7 protein-coding genes are annotated in these 5,642 nt (G+C 72.0%); 1 reads left to right on the forward strand and 6 read right to left on the reverse strand.

Translation table 11 applies throughout. From position 1 onward, the window contains the following. The 6 genes from sepX to galU all read right to left on the reverse strand — a co-directional run. Positions 1-953: divisome protein SepX/GlpR (gene sepX, locus P3L51_RS34670; RefSeq protein WP_354609344.1), on the reverse strand; the 953-nt coding region annotated here is incomplete at its 3' end. A 142-nt stretch (positions 954-1,095) separates the two neighbouring features. Next, positions 1,096-1,719 carry a GNAT family N-acetyltransferase gene (locus P3L51_RS34675; protein WP_354609345.1) on the reverse strand — a complete coding sequence of 208 codons (624 nt, stop codon included), beginning with the start codon at positions 1,717-1,719 and terminating at the stop codon, positions 1,096-1,098. Next, entirely contained in the window at positions 1,716-2,255 is a 540-nt protein-coding gene (locus P3L51_RS34680) for a MogA/MoaB family molybdenum cofactor biosynthesis protein (RefSeq protein WP_354609346.1), read from the reverse strand. Before P3L51_RS34680 ends, P3L51_RS34675 begins: the two co-directional genes overlap by 4 nt. Beyond that, complete coding sequence (gene moaC, locus P3L51_RS34685) at positions 2,252-2,803, reverse strand: cyclic pyranopterin monophosphate synthase MoaC (protein ID WP_354609347.1); 552 nt, start codon at positions 2,801-2,803, stop codon at positions 2,252-2,254. The genes P3L51_RS34680 and moaC overlap by 4 nt, the downstream gene beginning before the upstream one ends. A 71-nt stretch (positions 2,804-2,874) precedes the next feature. After that, a complete protein-coding gene (gene glp / locus P3L51_RS34690; RefSeq protein ID WP_354609348.1) occupies positions 2,875-4,215 on the reverse strand; it encodes a molybdotransferase-like divisome protein Glp in 1,341 nt (446 codons plus the stop codon). Positions 4,216-4,219: 4 nt separating this feature from the next. Further along, positions 4,220-5,122: a UTP--glucose-1-phosphate uridylyltransferase GalU gene (gene galU / locus P3L51_RS34695; protein ID WP_354609349.1), complete on the reverse strand. Its 903-nt coding sequence runs from the start codon at positions 5,120-5,122 to the stop codon at positions 4,220-4,222. A 93-nt stretch (positions 5,123-5,215) separates the two neighbouring features. Here galU and P3L51_RS34700 point away from each other — a divergent pair. Beyond that, positions 5,216-5,642 (forward strand): 5-formyltetrahydrofolate cyclo-ligase (locus P3L51_RS34700; protein ID WP_435594590.1); only part of this gene is annotated, 427 nt, incomplete at its 3' end.

A 5,642-nucleotide genomic window follows, 5' to 3' on the forward strand; every position in this document is an offset into this window, starting at 1 on the left:
CGGGCCGCGCTCCAGGTTTCCGGGTCGCTGACGTTCACGCCGCCCGTGGCGCGCGGGGCGACCGGCGCCGTCACGTAGGTCGGGAGCGGGACCGGGACCGGATCCCAGCTGTCGCCGCGGGCCGGGCCGCGCTCGCGTTCGCGCTGCTGGTCGACCCACTCCGCGTGGTCCGTCTGCTCGACCAGCGCGCGGCGGCCCGCCTCCTGCGGGGAGACCGAGGCGGCCGGTTCCGGGGCGGGGCGCGGTTCGGGCTCCTCGTCGGGCTCGGCCGGGGCCGAGGCCTGGTGGTGCCGCCGGGGGCGGTTCTCGCGCAGTCGCTGAGCGGCGATCTCGGCCCTGCGGCGGTCCATGGTGAAGACGAAGCGACGCCGTTCCTGGGCGCGCAGATGCACGATGTACGCGCTGAGGAGTACGGCGGGGACGGCCGGCGCCCACAGGAGGGAGAGCCCTTGGACGCCGGCGACGACCGCGCCGATCGTGAAGGCGAGAAAGAGCACGACGGTGGTGCGCCGACGGCGGGCGAGTACCTGGGAACGCTGGGCGCGCCGGGCGCGTTCGGCGGCGGCGCCGGAAGGGCGCGCGCGCCGTTCGGGCGCCGGGGCGGGTGCGGGAGGCGGGGCGGGTGCGGGAGGCGGCGACGGTGCCGGGATCTCCAGGCGGGCTTCCGTATGGGCCGCGGGCGCGGAGAAGGACCGGACGTCGACAGAGCTCGTCGGCTCCGCCGCGACATCCGGTGCACCGTCGGGCCCGGCCTCCTCGGTGGTGCGGTCCTGCAACTCCTTGGCGTACCGGCGCTCCATCGCCGCCCGTCCGGACAGCAGCCGGATGGCGGTGCTGAAGCGTTCCGTCGGACGGGCTTCGTTGAGCTCGTCCTGCCTGCGGAGCCACATCGGTACCAAGTAGGCGGCCCAGGCCCCGACGATGACTGCGTAGATGAGGCCGCTGCTGCTCACGGTTCACACCGTAGAGGTGTTCGCGCGAGGGCATCCGCCAATTGAGCCGGTGTGTCGCACGATCTGGCTGATATCACGGACTTTTTTTGTGATTGTTCAGATCACTTGATGGTCGGATGGCGACTACTATCGAACACTTATTTCATTTCTGTGGTGTTCCAGGTCGCGCCTGGTGCCAGCGGTGCAGGAGTCCTTCCGGCACTTCCTCGGCCGTGAGCGCGAAGACCAGATGGTCCCGCCAGGCCCCGTCGATGTGCAGATAGCGGGGCCGCGTGCCTTCCTCGCGGAATCCGAGTTTCTCCACGACGCGGCGGCTCGGCCCGTTTTCGGGGCGAATGCAGACCTCGATCCGGTGCATCCCCACCATGCGGAAACAGTGGTCGGCGGCGAGGGCCACGGCCGTCGGCATGACGCCGCGCCCCGCGACATCGCGGTCCACCCAGTAGCCGACATGCCCCGAGCACATCGAGCCCCAGGTGATCCCGGCCACCGTCAACTGGCCGACCAGGCGCCCCTGGTACTCGATGACGAACGGCAGCATCCGCCCCGCGTTCGCCTCGGCGCGCAGGTGACGGACCATCTGCCGGTACGTCGGGCGCTGGGCGACCGGGGCGCCGGGGGGCGGCGGCGGGATCGTCGCCTCCCAAGGACGCAGCCATTCGCGGTTGCGCCGGTTCACCTCGCGCCAGGCACGTTGGTCGCGCGGCTTTATGGGGCGCAGGACGACATCGCCGTCCACCAGCGCCACGGGCCAGAAGGGGTTCATCCGTCGGTACGGGGGTGATCGCCGCCGTGGATCTGGTCGACGGCGTGGACGAGCAGCCGGTCGAGTACGGCGAGCCCGTCCCGTACACCGCCGGAGGACCCCGGCAGATTCACGATCAGGGTCCGGCCCGCGACGCCCGCGAGGCCCCGGGAGAGCGCGGCGGTGGGGACCTTACGGGCGCCTTCGGCGCGGATCGCCTCGGGGATGCCGGGGATCTCCTGGTCAAGGACGCGGCGGGTGGCCTCGGGGGTGCGGTCGGTGGGCGAGACGCCGGTGCCGCCGGTGGTCAGGATGACGGCGTACGAGGCGGCCACCCCGTCGCGCAGGGCCTGCTCGACCGGGTCGCCGTCGGGCACGACCAGGGGTCCCTGGACCGAGAAGCCCAGTTCCGCGAGGGCGTTCGCGATGATCGGACCTCCGGAGTCCGCGTACACCCCGGCCGCCGCGCGGTTGGACGCGGTGACGACCAGCGCGCGGTAGGGCCTGCTTGCCCGCGGCGCGGGGGCCGCGGCGCCGCTGTCGGCGGGATCGGTCATGCCGTGCCCCTCTCCGGTGTCCCGTTCGGCTCCGGTGGCCGGCGGGACCAGTGGCCCGACGCGCCGCCGGTCTTCTGCTCGACCCGTACGTCCGTGATGACAGCGCCCTTGTCGACGGCCTTCACCATGTCGACCAGCGTGAGCGCCGCGACCGAGACCGCGGTCAGGGCCTCCATCTCGACGCCCGTGCGGTCCGTGGTCTTCACCGTCGCCAGGATCTCCACCGCGTCGTCCGCGACGGCGAGGTCGAGCGTGACTCCCGAGACCGCCAGTGGATGGCAGAGCGGGATCAGGTCCGGGGTCCGCTTCGCACCCATGATGCCCGCGATCCGGGCGGTGGCCAGGGCGTCGCCCTTGGGCACGCCCTCACCCCGCAGCAGTTCGACCACGCGCGGCGACACCAGCACCCGGCCGCTCGCGCTGGCGGTGCGCGCGGTGACCTCCTTGGCGGAGACGTCGACCATGCGGGCCGCGCCCGCCTCGTCGATATGCGTCAGGCGGCCTTGTCGAGAAGGTCCGGGGGTCTCCCCCCGGGAAAACGCAGTCATCGCTGTGGCGCTCCCGGTCCGGGCCCGGCGGGGCCTGTTAGGCAGGACACGCTACCGCCACCGGGCGGCCGTCAGCCGAGCAGCACCACGTCGACCTCGCTTCCGGGCTCCACCGACGTGGCCTCCTCGGGGACCACGATCAGCGCGTCGGCGTGGGCGAGGGCGGCGACGAGATGCGAACCGGCGCCGCCGACGGGGACGGCCGCGCCCGCCTCGGCGTCGTACGTACCCCGCAGGAACTGGCGTCGCCCGGCCGGTGACGTCAGCGCCTTGTCGGCCTTCAGGGTCGCGCGGACCGTCGGACGGTGGACGTCCTGGCGGCCCATCAGCGCGCGGATCGCGGGGCGCACGAACAGCTCGAAGGAGACGTACGAGGAGACCGGATTGCCGGGGAGCGCGAGCAGCGGGGTGTGCTCGGGGCCGATCGAGCCGAAGCCCTGGGGCTTGCCCGGCTGCATCGCGAGCGTGCGGAAGTCGATGCCGCTGCCCGGCTCGTCCTCGTCTCCTACGGAGGACAGCGCCTCCTTGACCACGTCGTACGCCCCGACGCTGACCCCGCCGGTCGTCACGATCATGTCCGCGCGGATCAGCTGGTCCTCGATGGTGGACCGGAGGGTCTCCGCGTCGTCGGTGACCGCGCCGACCCGGTAGGCGATGGCGCCCGCGTCCCGCGCGGCGGCGGTGAGCGCGAAGCTGTTGGAGTCGTAGATCTGGCCCTGGCCCAAGGGCTCGCCCGGCTGGACCAGTTCGCTGCCGGTCGACAGGACGACCACGCGCGGGCGCGGGTGGACCCGGACGGTGGCGCGGCCGATGGCGGACAGCAGGCCGATCTGCGGCGGTCCCAGGATCGTGCCGGCCTCCAGGGCGAGGTCCCCGGCCTGGACGTCGCTGCCGCGCGCGCGGACATGCGCGCGGGGCTCGACGGGGCGGTACACCCGAACCTCGCCTCCGGCGCCCTCGGGGGCGGAGCCGGCCGGCCGCATGGAGGTGGCGGCCCCGCCGCCCGTACCGCCGTCGGTCCACTCGACGGGGATGACGGCCTCGGCGCCCGGCGGGAGCGGTGCTCCGGTCATGATCCGGGCGGCCTGGCCGGGGCCGACGCGGGGCAGGGAGTCACCGCCCGCCGCGATGTCGCCGATGACGGTCAGGACGGCCGGGAACTCCTCGTCGGCGCCGGACACGTCGGCCGTACGGACCGCGTAGCCGTCCATGGAGCTGTTGTCGAACGGCGGCAGGGCCACCGGCACCGTGATGTCCTCGACCAGGACGCAGCCCTGGGCGTCGGGCAGTTGCAGCTCGATCGCGTCGAGCGGACGGACCGTGGCGAGGATGTCCGCCAGGTGCTCGTCCACCGTCCAGAGCCGTCCCTGGCCCGAGACGGATGCCGGTGCCGGTGTCGCCGTACTGCTCAAGGCGCTACATCTCCTCGTTGACGTAACTGCGGAGCCAGGCCCGGAAGTCCGGTCCCAGGTCTTCACGTTCGCACGCGAGTCTGACAATGGCACGCAGATAGTCCCCGCGGTCACCCGTGTCATAGCGACGTCCCTTGAAGACGACACCGTGGACCGGGCCGCCGACCTTCTCGTCGGCGGACAGCTGCTGGAGCGCGTCGGTGAGCTGGATCTCACCACCGCGGCCTGGCTCCGTCTGGCGCAGTATCTCGAAGACGGCGGGGTCCAGGACGTAACGGCCGATGATGGCGTAGTTGCTGGGGGCGTCCGCCGGGTCGGGCTTCTCCACCAGGTCGTGCACCTTGACCACGTCGCCGTAGGCGGTGGGCTCGACGGCGGCGCATCCGTAGAGGTTGATCTGGTCGGGCTCGACCTCCATCAGCGCGATGACGCTGCCGCCCTCGCGCTCCTGGATCTCGACCATGCGGGACAGCAGCGGGTCGCGCGGGTCGATCAGGTCGTCACCGAGGAGGACCGCGAAAGGCTGGTCGCCGACGTGCGGAGCGGCGCACAGGACGGCGTGGCCGAGGCCCTTGGGGTCGCCCTGCCGGACGTAGTGCATGGTGGCCAGGTCGCTGGACTCCTGCACCTTGGCGAGGCGTTCGGTGTCCCCCTTGCGGGTGAGCGCCTCCTCCAGCTCGTAATTGCGGTCGAAGTGGTCCTCCAGGGGACGCTTGTTGCGTCCGGTGACCATGAGAACGTCGGAGAGCCCTGCCATCACGGCTTCCTCGACCACGTACTGGATCGCGGGCTTGTCGACGACGGGCAGCATCTCCTTGGGAGTGGCCTTGGTGACAGGCAGGAATCGTGTGCCGAGGCCGGCGGCAGGGATGACCGCCTTGCTGATCCTGGGGGGCGACTGAGTCATACCGAGAACCATATCCGCCATGAATGAGGGGAAGATGTGGCTCCGGTTAACTTTCTCTCGATACATACACATACGAGAGATTTGCGAAGTCCATTGAATTACGACATGTCAGGAAAGCCCGCCCTTCGGCGTGACCTCCTTGCCGCGCGGCGCCCGCTGTCTGAAGAGGACGCACGAAACGCCTCCGCGGTTCTCGCCCGGCGGGCGCTGGAGCTGCCCGAGATCGCGGGGGCCGGGACCGTCGCCGCGTACGTCTCCGTAGGACGCGAGCCCGGCACGCGCGCGCTGCTCGACGCGCTGCGGGAGCGGGGGGTGCGGGTCCTCCTGCCGGTGCTGCTGCCGGACAACGACCTGGACTGGGCGGCGTACGAGGGGGCGGAGCGGCTGGTGCCCGCGGGGCGGGGGCTGCTGGAGCCGGACGGTGCGCGGCTGGGCGTGGACGCGGTGCTCCGGGCGCGGGTGGTGCTGCTTCCCGGGCTGGCCGTGGACGGGCGCGGGATGCGGCTGGGGCTGTCTCTTA

This window comes from Streptomyces panacea (genome assembly GCF_040560175.1).
Classification (GTDB): domain Bacteria; phylum Actinomycetota; class Actinomycetes; order Streptomycetales; family Streptomycetaceae; genus Streptomyces; species Streptomyces panacea.